Here is a 15,952-nt window from a genome sequence, read left to right on the forward strand (position 1 = left end):
GCGGCGCCGCCTTTTGGGGCGATAAAATCGCACATAAAAACGATTCGCATCCGCTACCCCCAATAAATATTTTTTTATAATATGCTTGGCAATCCGATTATAATTCGGGATTAGAAAGGCGCCACGCGGAATGTTAATCAAGTACCGGAGACTACGCACCCGGCGTCCATCGATTATATTCCGTCTGCGCTGCACACAAGGCGCGGCTACGTTTGTCATTACATCTAGGTCTGTCACGCCTAAGCTTCTATCCGCTTACAAAATGAGAGTAACCTTTTCTGATTATAATTTCTGATAATTAGCCACCCGAAATAATGCAACGTTCACGTTAATATTCGACTTTGCCGAGTTGCCCTGATAAATTTTCTTTGCTTTAGCTTGACGTTCGGGGGGATGCCCTGACACGTATAATGATCGCACAAAACAACTAGAGATCCAAAGCCCTTTACGCGAAGGGCGGGCGCATGCGCCCGAAATTTGGCGCGCAAAATCCTTATGAGGAGCAATCGCGTGAATTATTCCGTCTTAAGAGGCGCCTCGGAGGCTCTTCATAAAATAGGCGCTGATGCGTTAATCGGCCGCCAATACAAGGGAGTCGGAGCAATTATCATGGGCCACAGCGTGGTCCAAGACGTAGCGGATCTGGTCGATCCGGGCATTCAAATAAGTAGGGGCTTTCTCGAACGCATTATTAAATATTACATCGAAAATGACATTGATATAATTTCACTGGATGCAGCGATTGAGCGCCTCAGCACAGGAAATACAAAACAATTCGTTTGCTTCACTTTCGATGATGGTTATCGCAATAATTTGATGGTAGCGCTTCCATTATTCAGGAAATACAATAAGCCGTTGACGATTTACGTCACCACCGCATTTCTGGAACGCCGAATAGATCATTGGTTGGGGGCCTTGAGAGAGATTATTCGCGGCCATGACCAGGACCGTCTTGGGCTGGGCGGAAAGGTTTTCCGCACCTCGACATCCAAGCACAAAACCGTCGCGTTTCGGCACATCCTTCGATGTATCGAAAAAGGCGAAATCGATGTCGAAGAAATCCATCAGCTTGCGCGTCATAAAAATATTAGCGCTCAGCAGGTGTTGGACGCAGATGCATTAAACAGCGCGGAGTTGCAGGAGCTAAGCGCGGAGCCCCTGGTTGAAATTGGCGGCCATACGGATAGCCACCCACACCTCGCACAACTAAGCCTTGACGCCGCCCGCGCCGAAATCCTGGCGAACGCTTCCTATCTTGCGGATATTACCAACAGTGCGGTGCGCCATTTTGCTTATCCGTATGGCGACGTCAAAAGCTGTGGCGCACGCGAGTTCGCTCTTTGCAAAGAATTGGGCTTTCGCAGCGCAACGACGACGCGACTTGGCGGGTTATTTCCAGCGCACCTTGAGCACAACACAAGCCTGCCTCGGATCCGTCTCAACGGCGCGTGTGAGAGTATCGGATTTATGGAATGCCAACGAAATGGCGCGATCGCCGCGATTCAAACCCGCTTTGGCGATCCCGTCGTTATCGCCTGATCGCCGCCCGCTCTTTGACGGCGATTATTGCGGTTAGACAGCCTGTAGCCGCCTGCATCAACCGGCGCAGCCTCATCCTACCGCGGAGATCTCCGGCTTCAGTCCCAGCGCATTGAGCGTCTTCGTAATCTCCGCAACGTAAATCGGATTCATGACGATCACGAGGTCTGGCGGCTCGGCGACAAGAGCGCTCGGCGCTATCACCCGGTGCCCTGCGCCGGGCATAAACTTCCCCTGCTTATACGGGTTGACATCGACAACCGCTGATATCTCTGTGTCGAGACCCAGCGTCGTAAGGAAGGAGACGCCCTTCGATCCACCCCCCCAGACCACGATGCGCTTGCCTTCGGCCGAGGCCGAACGAACGCGCTCACGCCATTCGTCTTGGACGATCCTGACTCTGGACGGGAAGCTTTTCGCGAGACCCTGCATTTCCGCGAGGTCGTCTTCAAGATCCAGGTGCGGCCGCGAGAGTCCCGTTGATATAGGCCTCGCATATTGAACGATATATTGATCTCCATATCGCAGACGGAGGTCTGTGACGTCGAATCCTTCCGCCCGGAACAGGCGCGCGTGCGCGCCTGGACTGAAGTAGGAACAATGCTCATAATAGATGTCCCAAAAGGCGCCTTCGGCGAGCACTCGCTTTGCATCCGGGGTTTCAAAAACAACCCAGGGATCGGTGCGAGACCCAATGCCCTCACGGATCGATCGGACGAATTTCTGAACCGACGCGATATGCTCCAGCGTATGACGGCAGAGAATGATATCCGCATCAAATTGGCCGCTTGGCTTGTAGAAGTCAGTTATGAACTGAACCCTGTCGTCTTCTTCGTCGCGTCCGGCGTCTGTTCGATAGCCAGGATCGATGCCAAGTCCCGTGGCGCTGCTGATCCGGCAAAGCTCACGAAGAAACTCGCCTTTGCCACAGCCGATCTCGAGGACATGCTTTCCATGAGCCGAGCACGCCTGCGCGATCTCGCGAGCTAATTCCTTGGCGAACGCGGAAAACGTATCAGAAAAATGCTGCGACTCCTCGAAGTTGCCAGAATAGCTCATCACCCCTTCGTCAAAAATCTGATTGAATAGAAATCCACATGAATCGCAAAAAGCCAGCTGCAGATCGCGGCGAGGAAATGCGCGGGCTTCTTCGGCGGAATTCAGAAGGACGCAGCTATGCACCGGTATTGACGGCACATGGTAGAGAGCTGTCGTAGATCCGCCGCCACAACATGGGCATGGCACAGCTTTGGCGGCGTCCGCTTCATCGGGTTTTCGCCCTTCGAAATCAGTTGGGAAAGTGGGAGAGTTCATGAGCGCACCAGACCTCGGCTGTGATCAAAAAAAATGACGGTTTCCGCCGATTGAAAGCCGCCGCCATTTCGATTGCGGTGTTTGATGCAACAAAATCAATTGCCCCGCTACGGCTCGGCTGCATCAATTCAAGCTCCTCTTATCGGCATGCAATATAGGGGCTGGCGAAGCCCCCACGGACGTTTCGTTGGTGTCGTCTCGGCCGCTTGATGTGTCTTTGGAGACGACTGCCGGCGGCCGCGTTCGCAGACGATAAAGCAGACACATTCGCCTGCGTGAGTTGCTACCTGGAACCTCCCGCCAAAATCTACAAATTGTAGGAATATCGGTGGACGCTAAGCCGATGGCGTAGGCCAGTTGCAGGATAACGATCAGCGCAACGGCCCTCAGCGCAGAATCGAGCATGGGTAGCGGTGTTCCAGCTAGTGTGAAGACAACGATGAGAAAACTGGTCGGAAACAACGATGAAGCTTTGAAAAAGCGTCCGAGGAATACTCCCAGAAGGGCTGCGGCAGCCATCAGAATGATCATTGTGGATCTTTCCAGGCTTGTTGATCCTAAGATGGTATGGTTGCACTTTGAACCGCCGCCACAATGCCTTTTATGCGCTCCATAATCGTTGCCTTGACAGAACCATAGTTTGTTTTGCCCTAGAGCTGGAAGCGAGGCAAGGCACGGAAAATACGAAGCCCGACGGTGGTGGTTTCGTTGACAGTCGAATGAGCGTCCGAAAGACCAGTCGAACGGGCGGCGCTCCCGGCGCTCTGTCGGCTCAAAGGTCGAGTTCGGCGCTTTCTTTTGTGCGGATCTACACTGTAGCGGCGATTTGGCTGGTCTTCGATCCATGCGCACGCGATCTATCGCTGACACGCCACAGGCTGGGTTGTCCCGGCGCGGCGGTCGAAGATAGAAGCTTCCTGGCTCGAGCAGCGTGACGGGCGCGCGCTTCGTTTATTGTCCGTATTTGCCGAGTCTTGCGAGATTTCTGTGACTCAACCATCCAAGAGATGCCGCCGTAGATTGTTCCGGGTCCGACCCGGTGATTGATGCGACGGATGAACTCGCGGGGCTGAGCCTTCAGCTGACGGCGAGGTATTCTGGAGCGGGGCTTCATAGCCAAGGAGAACCGTATGAGTCCAAGATCCACGACGCCTCGCGTTTCACTGGCTCTCCCGGTGTATAATGGCGCGAGGTATGTCGCCAAAGCGGTGGAGTCAATCCTCGATCAAGGATACGAGGACTTTCGACTTACCATCACCGACAATGCATCAACGGATGGAACGGAGGGGATATGTCGTAAATTTGCCGAGCTTGACAGCCGCGTGAATTATGTCCGCAATCCGCGCAATCTTGGCGCAGGCCCAAACTACAACCTTGGCTTCGAATTGAGCACCGGCGAATATTTCAAGTGGTGCGCCTGCGACGACTACCTCAGTCCAAATTTTCTGGAAAGCTGCGTGGCGGCGCTCGACCGGCGCCCAGACGCCGCCGTCGCTTACGCCACAACGAGGAGCGTCGACGAGGACGGCGCCCAGATCGATTTGGTCGGTTCCATGGCGCCTGACATGACCGGGGCAGGACCCGCCCTCCGATTCTACAAAGTGCTCACCGAAGTCGGAACATGTTATGAAATCTTCGGCCTCTTTCGGAGAGACGTCCTTAAACGCAGCACTTTGCAACGCGGTTACTACGGATCTGACCACGCCCTCCTCGCGGAAATTGCGCTTCTCGGATCTTATGTCCATGTGCCGGAAGCCACTTTATACAATCGGGAGCATAAGGACCGCTCCATCAATATGAGCGACACTCTCGCCCGCGTAGCTTGGCAGGATACGAGCGCCAGCAAAAAATATTCCTTAGAGCATATCCGCCATCTCAATCATTTGATCGAAATTGCGCTTAGACACAGGCGGGCAGTCTCTCCGGCTCAAACCTTGAGCTATCTTTTTCTTTCAGAAACAAGACCGCTGCAGTTGATGAGATTCGGGCTGGACCTCGTTGGCCTTGCGTCACCTCCGGTCCGGAGACGGTTGAGAGACGCCGGATGGAAGTGTCTGCGCAGCCTCCAGATTCAACTTTGATAGGGCTGCATTTCAAAAGGCCGTCCGTTTTTCGCGGACCGAATAAGGTCGCCGCCGCCCATGCCGAATGCCGTTCTGCATGCTGAAGCTTTGAAATTATTGATTGATCTTATTACCAACCGTCGAGCCAACCCGTAAGCGAAAGACGGCGTCTGCTGGTCCACATTCGCAAATCGCGCCCGCGGCTTGAGCTTGGTTGTCGCGGCCTGGCATTGCGCGGCCGAATATTCAGCGCGACAAGCACGAGACAACAATAATGAGTCAGAGAAAGATGAAGATAGCGTTCGTCAATGAGCCTTTCGCTCATATGCTGCCGCCCTATCAGTCGTCTGTTGGAGGATGCGGCTATCGGGCGGCTCGTTGCCTGGGGAAATTCTCGCACGTGACTGTCTACGGACTGCATGATCTCGATCGCCAGGCTAACACATGCAACGACGTCGACGCCGCGGCTTCTCCTCACAAGGGACTTCACGCACTGGCCGCCGCATCAGCGGCGGCGCGTCTATCGCTCGAGACCAGACTTCTCGCCGCCCGCCGACATGGTCCGCGCCATTGAAGAAAGCATTTTTCGCCCTCTATTGCGCCTATGCGGCGCGTTACCTGACCTCATTTTTCTCGCTGCCCTTTCTGGCGCGAGAGCTGGGTCCGGTGGGGCTCGGAGACCTCGCCGTTGCGACATCTATGGTGATGGTGGTCTCGATCTGGGTTGAATATGGGTTCAGCGTATCGGCGTTGCGGGAGATTTCCGCGGCCAAACCTGACGATCGCGGTGGAATTGTCATCGGCGTCACGACGGCAAAGCTTGTGTTATGGGGCGTGGCGGGGCTCACGCTCGGCGCGCTAAAGCTCTTTTTCCCTCCGATCTCCCATTTTCCCGCTGATCTCGGCTTGGTCGTCTTGCTGGGCGGAGTGCAGGCCTTCAATCTCGGCTGGTATTTTCTCGGCGTTGGCCGCGCGTCGGTGTCTGCCGTCATAGACGGACTCGGGGCGTTAATGTGGTTCATCCCCGCGTTTTTTCTGGTGCGCTCCCCCTCAGACGTCAATCTGGTCCTGATTTGCCAACTCGGTTCTCAAGCCGTTCTCGTCCTTATCGCGCACGGAATCATCTTCACGAGCCTTAAGCGTTTCTCGGTCGACTGGGTCAAAGTGATTGAGCAGGTAAAATCAGGCGGCCCTTTGTTCTTCAAGAAGATAGCGATGGCCGCCCATTCCGCGGCGATCGTGTTGATCCTCGGAGCGATGGCTGGTCCGGTTCAGGTTGGATATTTCAACGCCGCGGATAGGTTCGCTGGAGCAATCGTCGCATCGTTCTATCCCGCCGCACAAGCGGTCATGCCTTATTTGTTCAATCGAGCGGCTACGGACGGTTCAGATTCCATATTTACTGCTTCGCGTTATATGTCAATAATACTTCTTATCGCCAGCATCATCATTACGACATCGATATACTTTACGGCTCATATTCTTATAGCCGTATTGGCCGGCCCGCAATATACGCCCTCCATTCAGATCTTGCAGATTCTTGCATTTACTTTCCCGTTGGTGGCGATCAACCAGGCGCTCGGACTCTATATCATGTTGCCTTTGAGGCTCGACGTCGGCTTCCTCGCGGGCGTCATCTTAGGCGAATGCGCTAGTTTGATTTTGACATATATTTGGGCTTCCTCTCTGGGAGCGGTCGGCGTCGCCTCTTTTCGCGTGATTGAGGCAGCAATTTCGGCCATCGTATTCAGCATCGTGCTGTATAAGAAACGCTACATCCAAAAGCTTCTCTTCGGCAGATCGGGCAGCAAGGCCATTCCCGCAGCGCACAGGTAGCGCTTTTGGTTTAATTGACAAAGCGGCCACGCCGGCGCTCGACATTTGTTGCGAGCCCTCTTTGCAGCAGCGCCGCTCACCTCTGGCGTAGATCCGGAATTGCCCGAGAGACGAGCGCGCGTTCCCGGGAAAGGCGCTGACAGATAAGTGACATGCGCGCGCCGTGCAGCTGTGCGAAGCTTGGGTGTCAGCGTCTCCCCGCGTAACAATCAAGATCGGCGCGCATGCTCTTTCGTTTTGTGATGCACGCCAACAAACGAGCGGCCCTCGCGGCAGGACATTTGCGATGGGTGATCGCCGCGCTGCCGCTGGTCCCCATGATCGCCGCCCCCGGCGCCGCGGGGGTCAACAAATGGTTGATTGATCCGGCTCAGACTCACATCTCCTTTTCCGTCGATGCGGTCGGCTTTCCCCGCACTGAAGGCGAGTTCCGCGCTTTTGACGGACGCATCGCGATCGACTTCGAGCATCCCGCGCTGAGCAGCGTCAGCTTCCATGTGCAGGCTCAGTCGGTCGACGCTGGATCCCCCTTACTCAGCGACGTCCTGCGCAGCGACGCCTTCTTCGACGCCCCGCGCTTCGCCATGATCGACTTCGTGTCGAAGAGGATTGAAAAGATCGACGAGCATCGGGTCCGCGTCGCGGGCGAATTGACGATGCATGGCGTCACAAGGCCGCTGGCTGTTGAGGTTGCCGTCCGCCCGCAGCCCGCAAAGCCGCGCGCGCGCATCGCCTTCACTGCGAAGGCGACCATAGATCGGCTGGCGTTTGGAATGACGGCCGGCTATCCAGCCGTTTCCCGAGAGGTTGCGCTCACCGTCGAAAGCGAAGCCGTCGAACATTGAATTCCTGGCATTGAATTCTTGGCATTGACGCCAATGCGCCGGGCCATCGACCAGGATGATTGCGCTCGCTTTTGCGCCTGCGGCAGGCCGCAGAGCCCTCGCCGGAGGACGCGGACGTGCGGCGCTTTCATGCGCGCATGTCGGCGCCGCTGAGGCCGATGGAAATTCCCTGACGCTTCGCGATTTCGAGCTTCACCCTCGTCCAATAGCGCGCCGAGCCGGCGCCGTCGACGCAGCGGCCCCTCACCCGATCTCGCGCCTCGTAATAGGCGCGATCGCGATATGTCGCAATGAGCCGCTCGGCCTCCGCCGCAGCGATGGCGCGCCTTTCGGCGCGTTCGCGGATGGATGCGAAAAGGCGATTCATTATTCCGTGCATCTTTGCGAATCACTCTACCTATACGAGCGCAACCAATCTGGATTATTTTTGAATCGGGCGCAACCTGCAAGGAGTCCTATGAACAAGTTTTCCCTGCGGAACCGTCACCGATCCGCATTTGTTCACACTATGTTCGATCATGCAAGAACATTCGAACGCAAGCCACGGGCAGCCGGCGGACAGTTGCCCCTTTCCTTGAAAGCGAAGAAGTAATGGGCGACGCCCGCCAAGCGGCTTGGCGGCTTCGATCCTCGCAGTGGGAAAGGGTGATCGCTGAAGCCGCGTTCCGCCCGCGGCGCGGGCGCTCACCTGCGCGCCGCGGGCCTATTTTCAGTCAAGGAGGCGGCGTTACCGCGAATGGCGACCCGACTCGCCCGGTTTGGATCAAATCTCTTTTTGACGGCTCACACTTCAACCACGAGAACATGGACGGCGGGGCGCTTTCCCCAAGCCGCGGCGACGGCGTTACGCACCGCCTTTTCGATCGCGGTCGATACGACATCGGCGTCGCGGCGCTTCTGCCGCGGCAAATGGTCAAAGGTTTGGAACATCGCATCATCGACGATCGCATCCATCGCCGCGCCGTCCCGGACGCGCGCCGGAATGCCCGCCGTCATCACGTCGGGAACGCCGGCCAGATCGCCCTTTGAAGTCACCGCGAGCGCGATAGTGATGATGCCTGAGACCGCCAGCTTCTGGCGCATCCGCGGCGCTTCGTCCGCTTGGGACAAGAAGATATTTCCGTCCTTCACCAAACGCCCATGGGGCGCCTGCCCGACGATTCCCGGCTGGCCTGGGGCGAGGACGACGATATCCCCGTTTCGGGCGCTGAGCACATGCGGCACGCCCTGTGCTTTGGCAAAGGCCGCATGTTCGGCGAGATGCAGGTCCTCGCCATGCGCCGGGATTGCGATCTGCGGCCGCGTCCAGGCGTAAAGTTGAGAAACCTCCCCCCGGCGCGGATGGCCGGAGGCATGGACGAGCGCCGTCCGATCGGTGACGACGTCGATCCCCGAACGGATGAGATTGTTGATGATGCGGCCAACTTCCCGTTCATTGCCCGGAATCGTGCGGGAAGAAAAAATGACCTTGTCGCCGGCGCTGAGCGTCACGGCCGGATGTTCGCCTTCCGAGATGCGTGCGATCGCCGCGCGGCTTTCGCCCTGACTGCCTGTCGCCACGAGAACAACCCTGTCGCGCGGCAAATGGGCGAAAGCATCGACTCCCAGAAAGTCTGGAATGCCGTCGAGATAACCGCATTCACGCGCGACGGCGACGACCCGCTCCATAGCGCGCCCAGCCAGCACGACGCTGCGCCCCGCCGCGCTGGCGGCTTCGGCGACGGCGCGGATGCGGGCGACGTTCGAGGCGAATGTCGTGACGATGACCCGCCCCGACGCTTCGGCGATGATGTCGCGCAGATTCCTTGCGACCTCGCCCTCCGACGGACTTATTCCCTCGCGCAGAATGTTGGTCGAATCGCAAATCAGCGCCAGAACGCCTTCGTCTCCGATCGCGGCGAGCCGCCTTTCATCTGTCGGCGCGCCAAGGCCCGGCTCCGCGTCGATTTTCCAGTCGCCGGAATGAACGATGACGCCGAGTGGCGTCCTTATGGCGAGGGCGCAGCTCTCCGGGATGGAATGCGCCATGGCTATGAATTCGACCGAGAACGGACCGGCCTCGATCTTGCCGCCCTGGGGGACGACCTTGATCGGCACCTCGGGCGCTCCAGGCTCGGAAAGCCGCTTGGTCAGCAACAGCTCAGCGGCGAAACGCGTGGCGTAGAGCTGGCACCCAAGTTTTGGCCAGACATCGGCGACGGCGCCGATATGGTCCTCATGCGCATGCGTGATGACGAGTCCGACCAGATCCTGACGCATTTTTTCGATGAAGCTGATGTCGGGGATGATCACGTCAATCCCGACGAGCTCCGGCCCGGCGAAAGCGATGCCGCAATCGACCATCAGCCATTTCATGCGCCCTTTCGGGCCGAAACCGTAAAGGGCGAGGTTCATCCCGATCTCGCCCAAGCCTCCGAGCGGCACGAAGACGAGCTCGTCATTTGCCGCGTTCATATATATGGACCTTTCTGTTTCTTTTCCGGTTAGTTCGTTCTCATCAATTGGGGCGCTGCGCCGGGGGGAGCAAAAACACATCCCCCGCGTCTATTGCAATTTCGTTCAGGTCCTGCTGGAGGAGCAGACGGCCGGTGGCGTCGATGGTCTTGAAAACGCCCTCAACAACGTCCTTTGGCCGCGTCACTCTGATTTTCTCGCCCTGACCGGCGGCGAGCGTGAGCCATTCCGCGCGGATCGTCTCAAATCCCGCCGGTTGCGACCAGACGCCGAGCCAGTGCGCCATAAACGCCGCCAGCGGCTCAAGAACCATGCCGGGCGTCACTTCGCGCCCGGCGATCGCGCTGAGATCATTCGTTTTGTAAAGCAGCGGTCCATCGGGGTGGGAGGCGCAATTGACGCCAATTCCGGCGACGCAGGCAAGGCCCTGCGCCACAGGCGCGCTCTCGAGAAGAATGCCTGCGACCTTGGCGCCGTTACCGAGAATATCGTTCGGCCATTTTATTTTGACGGCCGGACCGTCGCCGAGAACCTCGCGCAAGGCCTGAGCAAGCGCAATGCTGGCGACAAAGCCGAGCTCCGGCGCACGGCGTGGCGGCGCGGGATCGATCAGCAAAAGGCTCGCGAAGAGATTGCCGGGGTGAGACGTCCAACTGCGTCCGTTGCGGCCCCGCCCGCCGGTCTGGCTCGCGGCAGTAATCCAGAGCCGGCCAGGATCGCCGGCGCGCGCGCTGTCTAAAGCCGTATCATTGGTCGAAACCAGTTCGCCGTGCTCGGCCAACCGGAATCCTTGAGCTTGAAGCGATCCTGCAAGTTGCGCCAGGGGACAACCACCATTCGGAGTTTCTTAGAACAGGGACTTCGCCGCCGCCGTCGTGGCGTCGATGAAAAAGCCCGGATAGGCGAACAAGAACAGCACAAGAAGGCTTGTCACTGCAAGCACAAGGCGCAAAGCCGGGGCGGGTTTATCGAAAGCGGGCGCCGCCTCGTCAAAATACATGACTTTGACGATGCGCAAATAGTAATAGGCCGCCACGGCGCTGGAAAGCACGCCGATGACCGCCAGCGGATAGAGATGGGCCTGAATGGCGGCGTTAAAGACGTACCATTTGGCGAAGAAACCCGCCAGCGGCGGAATGCCCGCCAGCGAAAACATCAGCATCGCGAAACAGAAAGCCATGAAAGGATCGGTCTTGCCAAGCCCCGCGAGATCTGAAATCTGCTCGACGGCGTGGCCTGCGACCCTCATTGACAGGATTACGGCGAAAGCGCCGAGGGTCATGACGAGATAGATCGACATATAGGCGAGGACGCCAAAAACGCCTGCTTCCGTGCCAGCGGCGAGCCCTACGAGGGCGAAACCGACATGGCCAATGGCGGAATAGGCCATCAGCCGTTTGATGTTTGACTGGCCGATCGCGGCAAAAGCGCCGAGCGCCATCGAGAGAATGGAAATAAAGACAATGATCTGCCGCCATTGCGGCGCGACGCCGGGAAATGCCGTCATCACCACGCGAACCGTGATCGCCACGGCCGCCATCTTCACGGCAGAGGCGAAGAAGGCGGTGACGGGCGTCGGCGCGCCTTCATAGACGTCCGGCGTCCACATATGGAACGGCGCCGCCGACATCTTGAATGCAAGGCCCGTCATCAGGAAGACTAGGCCGAACACAATCCCGATCGAAGCTTTGCCGTGCACGGCTCCAGCGATGCCGGCGAAGGATACGGTTCCGGCAAAGCCGTAGATCAGCGAGGCGCCGTAAAGCAGCATCCCGGACGAAAGCGCGCCCAGCACGAAATATTTGAGGCCGGCCTCGGAGGCCCGCACATTGTCGCGATTGAAGGCGGCGATGACATAGAGCGCCAGCGACATCAATTCGAGCCCGAGATAAAGCGCGATGAGGTTTTGCGCCGAAATCAGGACCAGCATCCCGATCGTCGCGAGAATGACGAGAATCGGAAACTCGAACTTGTCGATGCGTTCACGTGCGAGAAAATCCTGACCCATCACCAGCGTCGCGAGCGACCCCAGCAACGCCAGAACCTTCATGAAGCGGCCAAAGCCATCATCAATGACGGCGCCGTCAAAGACCACCGCCTGCGTCTTGGCCCCGAGAAGAATCACGAGAATTGCCGCGCCGAGCAGGCCGACGGCGATCTCGGTGACGGGGCCATCCGAATCCTTGCCGCGGAGGGCGCCGATGAGCACGAGGACCAGAACGCCGACGGCCAGAATCAATTCCGGCAGGGTATGCGCGAGGGCGAAGGACAACGGCGCCATGTAAATCAGCCTTTAAAGCGCGGATCCAAGCGGATCATGCATAGGAACGATCTTGAGAGCGCGATCGTGATCCGATCGCGCTCTAGTGGAAAGCGAGCGCGGCGGTTTTGGTCGCCGCCAGCGCCGAATCATAATCCTTGATCAGCGCCGCGATAGAGGCCGAGGAGCTGTCGAGGACGGGGCCGGGATGAAAGCCGAAGTAGATCGTCAGCACGACGAGAGGAGCAAGGATTGCGACCTCCCGGCCGGAGAGATCGAGGATGTTCTGGAGGCTCGGCTTGTCGAGAACGCCGAATATCACGCGGCGGTAGAGATAGAGCGCATAGGCCGCGGACAGAATGACGCCCGTCGTCGCAAAGAATCCAACCCAGCTGTTCACGCGGAATCCGCCGAGCAGGCTGAGGAATTCGCCGATGAAGCCGGACGTCCCTGGCAGGCCCACATTCGCCATGGTGAAAATCATGAACGCCACGGCATAGAGCGGCATGCGGGCGACGAGGCCGCCATAGGCTGCGATATCGCGCGTATGCATGCGGTCATAGACGACGCCGACGCAAAGGAAGAGCGCGCCGGACACAAGTCCATGCGAGATCATCTGGAACATTGCGCCCTGCACGCCCTGCTCGGTCATGCTGAAAAGCCCCATGGTGACGAAGCCCATATGCGCCACGGATGAATAGGCGATCAGCTTCTTCATGTCCTCCTGCACCAGCGCGACCAGCGATGTGTAGATGATCGCGATAATGGAAAGCGCGAAGACCAGAGGGGCGAAATAGGCCGAGGCGTCGGGGAACATCGGCAAGGAGAAACGGATGAAGCCGTACCCTCCCATCTTCAGCAAAATGCCGGCAAGAATGACCGAGCCCGCGGTCGGCGCTTCAACGTGCGCGTCCGGCAGCCATGTATGAACCGGCCACATCGGCATCTTGACCGCGAGCGAGGCGAAGAAGGCGAGGAACAGCCATTTCTGCATCGAGGCGGGGAAGTCGGTCTTGAGAAGGACGGTGATGTCCGTTGTGCCAGCGACCCCATACATCGCCATGATGGCGAGCAGCATCAGGAGCGAGCCGACGAGCGTGTAAAGGAAGAATTTGAAGCTCGCATAGACGCGCCGCTTGCCGCCCCAGATGCCGATGATGAGAAACATCGGAATGAGGCCGCCCTCGAAGAACAGATAGAAAAGCACGAGGTCGAGCGCCGAGAAGACGCCAAGCATCAAGGTCTCGAGCACCAGGAAGGCGATCATATAATCCTTGACGCGATAGGTGATCGATTTCCACGAGGCGGCGATGCAGAACGGCATCAGGAAAGCGGTGAGAAGCAGGAAAGGCATCGACATGCCGTCGACGCCGAGCTTGTAGACAAGCCCCGAGCCGAACCAGCTTTTCTGTTCGACGAGCTGGAAAGCCGCCGACGAGGCGTCAAATTGGACGTAGGCGTAAACCGACAGCGCGAAGACGATCAGCGTCGTCGCCAGCGCCGCCCAGCGCGCATTGTTCAACGTGGCTTCATCATCGCCGCGCAGCGCAAGAATAAACGCCACGCCGACGAGCGGCAAAAACACGATGCCTGACAGGATGCCGAAGCCAAACATCAGCGCAGCCCCCCGACGAGATACCAGGTTGTGATGGCGGCGAGGCCGATCAGCATGGCGAAAGCATAATGATAAATGTAGCCGCTCTGCAGTTTCACGACTCTTCCCGTTACGTCAACGACCCACGCTGCGACGCCGTCCGGCCCCAGCCGGTCGATAATGGCGCCATCGCCGCCCTTCCAGAACAATCGGCCGAGCCAGAACGCTGGCCGAACGAAAATCTTGTCATAGAGTTCGTCGAAGTACCATTTGTTGAGGAGGAATCGGTAGAGCGCAGGCATCGCCTCGGCGAGGCGCGCCGCCGTTCCCGGCGCCAGAATGTAGATGTAGAGCGCGACGAGAAATCCGAGGACCATCATGACGGTCGGCGCGATCGAGGCGATGAAGGGAACTTCCTCCATCTGCGCCAGTATATGATTGTTTGCGCCGAAGTAGAGCGCGTTCTTCCAGAACTCGGCGACGCCCTCCCCGATGAAATCGGCGCGGAAATAAGCGCCTGCGAACAGAGCGCCGACAGCGAGCGCGGCAAGAGGGATCAGCATGACGACCGGCGCCTCGTGCGGATCAAGCTGATGATCGCCGTGACCATGGGTGTCATGATCATCATCCGCGTGACCGGCCGCGTGGGCGTCGACGCCGTGGCCGTGGCCCGCCGCGCCATGCGCGTCCGCGGCCCATTGAGCCTTGCCGAAGAAAGTCAGAAACACCAGCCGCCAGGAATAAAAGGAGGTCAATGCGGCGGCTATGACGGTCATCAGATATCCGTAAAAGGCCATCGGCCGATGCGAGGCGAAGGCGGCGTCGATGATGGCGTCCTTGGAGAAATAGCCGGACGTCAGCGGAAAGCCCGTCAGCGCCAGGGTGCCGACCGTCATCATGGCGAATGTGAATGGAATCTTGCGCCACAGACCGCCCATGCGGCGCATGTCCTGCTCGTGATGCATGGCGACGATGACGGCGCCCGCCCCCAGGAACAGAAGCGCCTTGAAAAAGGCGTGCGTGAAAAGATGGAAGATGCCGATGGAATAGCCGCCGACGCCGAGCGCGACGAACATATAGCCGAGCTGCGAGCAGGTCGAATAGGCGATGACGCGCTTGATGTCGTTCTGGACGAGACCAACGGTCGCGGCGAAAAAGGCCGTGGTCGCGCCGATGAAAATGACAAATGAGAGAGCAACCGGCGCCTGTTCGAACAGCGGCGACAGGCGAGCCACCATGAAGACGCCGGCCGTGACCATCGTCGCCGCATGGATGAGGGCGGAAACCGGGGTCGGGCCCTCCATGGCGTCAGGCAGCCAGGTGTGGAGCAGGAACTGCGCCGACTTGCCCATTGCGCCCATGAAGAGCAGCAGGCAAGTGATCGTCATCGCGTCGAAATCGGCGCCAAACACATGGATCCTTGTGTTTGCGAGACCAGGCGCCGCGGCGAAGATCTGATCGAAGCCGATCGACCGCGTGAGCAGGAACACCATGAAGATGCCGAGCAGGAAGCCGAAGTCGCCGACACGGTTGACGACGAAGGCCTTGATCGCGGCGGCGTTGGCGGACGGCTTTTGGTACCAGAAGCCGATCAGGAGATAGGAGGCGAGGCCGACGCCTTCCCAACCGAAGAACATCTGCAAGAGATTATCCGCCGTCACCAGCGCCAGCATGGCGAAGGTGAACAGGGACAGATAGGAAAAGAAGCGCGACTGCGAGGGGTCGTCTTCCATATAGCCGATCGAGTAGAGGTGGACGAGCGCCGAGACCGTCGTCACGACGATCAGCATGACGGCGGTCAGACTGTCGATCCGCAGTGACCATTCCGCCTTGAGCGCGCCCGATGAGAACCACTCGCCGAGAAGCGAGACGGTCGCCGGCGCATCGCCCATCGCGACATTGATGAACGTAACCCAGGACAGCGCCGCGGCCACGAACAGGAGGCTCGTCGTGACGAGTTCAGACGCGCGCGCGCCGATCAGCCGCCCGAACAGTCCCGCGATCAAAAATCCGAGGAGCGGTAGGAAGACGATTGCCGCATACATGT

Annotated in this window: 13 protein-coding genes; 5 read left to right on the forward strand and 8 right to left on the reverse strand. The window is 58.4% G+C overall.

Annotation, left to right across the window (positions count from 1 at the left end; translation table 11 throughout):
• Positions 1-510 precede the first annotated feature (510 nt).
• Positions 511-1,539, forward strand: a complete 1,029-nt coding sequence (locus tag SIN04_RS12490; RefSeq protein ID WP_166795924.1) for a polysaccharide deacetylase family protein — start codon at positions 511-513, stop codon at positions 1,537-1,539.
• 72 nt (positions 1,540-1,611) lie between these two features.
• Here the strand turns inward: SIN04_RS12490 and SIN04_RS12495 are convergent, their stop codons facing one another.
• On the reverse strand, positions 1,612-2,598 hold the full coding sequence (locus tag SIN04_RS12495) for a class I SAM-dependent methyltransferase (RefSeq protein ID WP_166795925.1): 987 nt from the start codon (positions 2,596-2,598) through the stop codon (positions 1,612-1,614).
• Between the two features lie 378 nt (positions 2,599-2,976).
• Positions 2,977-3,384 (reverse strand): hypothetical protein, encoded by a 408-nt coding sequence (locus SIN04_RS12500; protein ID WP_341263946.1) that lies wholly within the window; start codon positions 3,382-3,384, stop codon positions 2,977-2,979.
• Between the two features lie 599 nt (positions 3,385-3,983).
• Between SIN04_RS12500 and SIN04_RS12505 the strand changes: the two genes are divergently transcribed.
• The 4 genes from SIN04_RS12505 to SIN04_RS12520 all read left to right on the forward strand — a co-directional run bounded on the left by SIN04_RS12505 (position 3,984) and on the right by SIN04_RS12520 (position 7,597).
• Positions 3,984-4,934, forward strand: a complete 951-nt coding sequence (locus SIN04_RS12505; protein ID WP_134489639.1) for a glycosyltransferase family 2 protein — start codon at positions 3,984-3,986, stop codon at positions 4,932-4,934.
• 271 nt (positions 4,935-5,205) lie between these two features.
• Complete coding sequence (locus SIN04_RS12510) at positions 5,206-5,490, forward strand: hypothetical protein (protein ID WP_166795926.1); 285 nt, start codon at positions 5,206-5,208, stop codon at positions 5,488-5,490.
• On the forward strand, positions 5,487-6,752 hold the full coding sequence (locus SIN04_RS12515; protein ID WP_166795927.1) for an oligosaccharide flippase family protein: 1,266 nt from the start codon (positions 5,487-5,489) through the stop codon (positions 6,750-6,752). The genes SIN04_RS12510 and SIN04_RS12515 overlap by 4 nt, the downstream gene beginning before the upstream one ends.
• A gap of 224 nt (positions 6,753-6,976) precedes the next feature.
• A complete protein-coding gene (locus tag SIN04_RS12520) occupies positions 6,977-7,597 on the forward strand; it encodes a YceI family protein (RefSeq protein ID WP_134489643.1) in 621 nt (206 codons plus the stop codon).
• Positions 7,598-7,724: 127 nt separating this feature from the next.
• On the opposite strand, the gene SIN04_RS12525 is transcribed toward SIN04_RS12520, so the two are convergent.
• The 6 genes from SIN04_RS12525 to nuoL all read right to left on the reverse strand — a co-directional run bounded on the left by SIN04_RS12525 (position 7,725) and on the right by nuoL (position 15,950).
• A complete protein-coding gene (locus SIN04_RS12525; RefSeq protein ID WP_134489645.1) occupies positions 7,725-7,964 on the reverse strand; it encodes a hypothetical protein in 240 nt (79 codons plus the stop codon).
• A 416-nt stretch (positions 7,965-8,380) separates the two neighbouring features.
• Positions 8,381-10,051 carry a ribonuclease J gene (locus SIN04_RS12530; RefSeq protein ID WP_134489647.1) on the reverse strand — a complete coding sequence of 557 codons (1,671 nt, stop codon included), beginning with the start codon at positions 10,049-10,051 and terminating at the stop codon, positions 8,381-8,383.
• 43 nt (positions 10,052-10,094) lie between these two features.
• Positions 10,095-10,832, reverse strand: a complete 738-nt coding sequence (locus SIN04_RS12535; protein ID WP_244605791.1) for a biotin--[acetyl-CoA-carboxylase] ligase — start codon at positions 10,830-10,832, stop codon at positions 10,095-10,097.
• A 66-nt stretch (positions 10,833-10,898) separates the two neighbouring features.
• A complete protein-coding gene (nuoN, locus tag SIN04_RS12540) occupies positions 10,899-12,332 on the reverse strand; it encodes an NADH-quinone oxidoreductase subunit NuoN (RefSeq protein ID WP_134489651.1) in 1,434 nt (477 codons plus the stop codon).
• A gap of 82 nt (positions 12,333-12,414) precedes the next feature.
• Positions 12,415-13,926: an NADH-quinone oxidoreductase subunit M gene (locus tag SIN04_RS12545; RefSeq protein WP_134489653.1), complete on the reverse strand. Its 1,512-nt coding sequence runs from the start codon at positions 13,924-13,926 to the stop codon at positions 12,415-12,417.
• Positions 13,926-15,950: an NADH-quinone oxidoreductase subunit L gene (gene nuoL / locus SIN04_RS12550; protein ID WP_134489655.1), complete on the reverse strand. Its 2,025-nt coding sequence runs from the start codon at positions 15,948-15,950 to the stop codon at positions 13,926-13,928. Before nuoL ends, SIN04_RS12545 begins: the two co-directional genes overlap by 1 nt.
• Between the last annotated feature and the right edge of the window lie 2 nt (positions 15,951-15,952).

It is taken from the genome of Methylocella tundrae (assembly GCF_038024855.1).
GTDB lineage: Bacteria > Pseudomonadota > Alphaproteobacteria > Rhizobiales > Beijerinckiaceae > Methylocapsa > Methylocapsa tundrae.

Bases quoted from the DNA above. Each gene is read 5' to 3' on its own strand.
- SIN04_RS12495 (WP_166795925.1), bottom strand. From the start codon at position 2,598: ATGAGCTATTCTGGCAACTTCGAGGAGTCGCAGCATTTTTCTGATACG.
- SIN04_RS12500 (WP_341263946.1), bottom strand. From the start codon at position 3,384: ATGATCATTCTGATGGCTGCCGCAGCCCTTCTGGGAGTATTCCTCGGA.
- SIN04_RS12505 (WP_134489639.1), top strand. From the start codon at position 3,984: ATGAGTCCAAGATCCACGACGCCTCGCGTTTCACTGGCTCTCCCGGTG.
- SIN04_RS12510 (WP_166795926.1), top strand. From the start codon at position 5,206: ATGAAGATAGCGTTCGTCAATGAGCCTTTCGCTCATATGCTGCCGCCC.
- SIN04_RS12520 (WP_134489643.1), top strand. From the start codon at position 6,977: ATGCTCTTTCGTTTTGTGATGCACGCCAACAAACGAGCGGCCCTCGCG.
- SIN04_RS12525 (WP_134489645.1), bottom strand. From the start codon at position 7,964: ATGAATCGCCTTTTCGCATCCATCCGCGAACGCGCCGAAAGGCGCGCC.
- SIN04_RS12530 (WP_134489647.1), bottom strand. From the start codon at position 10,051: ATGAACGCGGCAAATGACGAGCTCGTCTTCGTGCCGCTCGGAGGCTTG.
- nuoN (WP_134489651.1), bottom strand. From the start codon at position 12,332: ATGGCGCCGTTGTCCTTCGCCCTCGCGCATACCCTGCCGGAATTGATT.
- SIN04_RS12545 (WP_134489653.1), bottom strand. From the start codon at position 13,926: ATGTTTGGCTTCGGCATCCTGTCAGGCATCGTGTTTTTGCCGCTCGTC.
- nuoL (WP_134489655.1), bottom strand. From the start codon at position 15,950: ATGTATGCGGCAATCGTCTTCCTACCGCTCCTCGGATTTTTGATCGCG.